Annotated in this window: 1 protein-coding gene; it reads left to right on the top strand. The window is 50.6% G+C overall.

Annotated elements, in window-relative coordinates; translation table 11 throughout:
* Positions 1-134 precede the first annotated feature (134 nt).
* Entirely contained in the window at positions 135-1196 is a 1062-nt protein-coding gene (locus IQ260_RS30605; protein WP_228016577.1) for an ISKra4 family transposase, read from the top strand.
* Positions 1197-1398 lie beyond the last annotated feature (202 nt).

Raw genomic sequence — 1398 nt, 5'->3', positions numbered from 1 at the left:
CTCCGCGAACCTATGATGCGCTCAACGAGGCCATCGCTGATGCTATTGATGAGATCCATCAAAACGATATTATTGGATGGTTTACTCACTGTTGTTACTATACTCAAAACAACTGAGAAACGCTATATGCCCCATTGGATGAAGCCTTAGGGATTGTTAAACATCAAAAGAGTAGTGATGAATTGGTGCGTTTGGGCTGTTTGTTCAGTGTCTTTGTGCCCTATGAGTTAGCGGCGTGGTTACTCGGTCAGTTCAGTGGTCTCCAAGTCAGTGCCAGCAGTCTTTGGCATTGGGTTGAGCAGCATGGTCAAGTCGCCTTAGCAGAGCTGTCTGACCAATTGGCCCAACACGAAGCGGGCCAATGCATTGCACCGGACGTCTTAGAGACCCCCTTGGGGAATTTACCGCTGTTGATTGGAGCGGATGGGGTGATGGTGCCCATGCGTCCACACCCCAAAACCCCGAAAGGCAAAACCGTTTGGCGCGAGGTCAAAGTTGGTATCTTCACTCGCTTGGGAACGCGCCTGACCCGCTCTGGAGAGTCGGTGTCCCAGTTGTTGCACCGACGTCTGGTCGCGGTGCTCGGTCCGCTTGAGCGTTTCATTCCGGTCCTCCAACTCGAAGCTCACCGACAATCGATGGAATCAGCCTCTCAGGTCATCTGGATCAGTGATGGCGGACGAGGGTTCTGGCGAGTCTATCGGCAGTGTTTTGCCCACTGTGCCATTGCTGTGCTCGATTTCTACCATGCCGCTGGGCATCTTTGGCGAGCCGCCACCGCTCTGTTTAACCATCAGGCTGGACAACAGCAGTGGTTCAAGCGATGGCGACATGCCCTACGCCATGGGCAACACCAGACGGTACTGGCCATGCTGACCTCCTTGGTTAATACCGAGCTCTTCACAGGCAAAGACTTGACCACACTGCTGCAAGTCCAGGCGTATTTTCAACGTCACCACGCTCACATCCGATATCAACGTTTTGAGAAACAGCACATCCCCTTGGGCTCTGGTATGGTTGAAAGTGCCTGTAAATGGTTGATTCAGCAACGATTCAAGGGGGTTGGTATGCGCTGGAGTGAGCCAGGACTCAAACATCTCTTGATTCTCAGAGTCGCATGGGTGAATCAGCGCTTTGACGAGTTGTTTCCTGCGGTTCCTAAAAGCTCTTTGAAACACCCATCCCACAACACTTAATTACGCCCGATGCCTTAGGAATGGCAAAAACATCTGGCAATATGAAGTCGCTACTATTAGGAGAGCTGAAGGATATAAGTAGATCGCCAAAAACCTTTACATCATTCATGATGATGTAAAACCCGTTAGTAATAGATAGTCTATCGCTCAATGAAACAGCGCTTTATCCAGGGATTGAGTCCAGAAACGATCCACTTACTCC

Origin of the sequence: Leptolyngbya cf. ectocarpi LEGE 11479 (genome assembly GCF_015207065.1) — a bacterium.
Classification (GTDB): Bacteria; Cyanobacteriota; Cyanobacteriia; order Phormidesmidales; family Phormidesmidaceae; genus Leptothoe; species Leptothoe ectocarpi.
The sequence above is the reverse complement of the archived record's forward strand: the minus strand, read 5'-3'. Positions and strand labels throughout refer to the sequence as shown.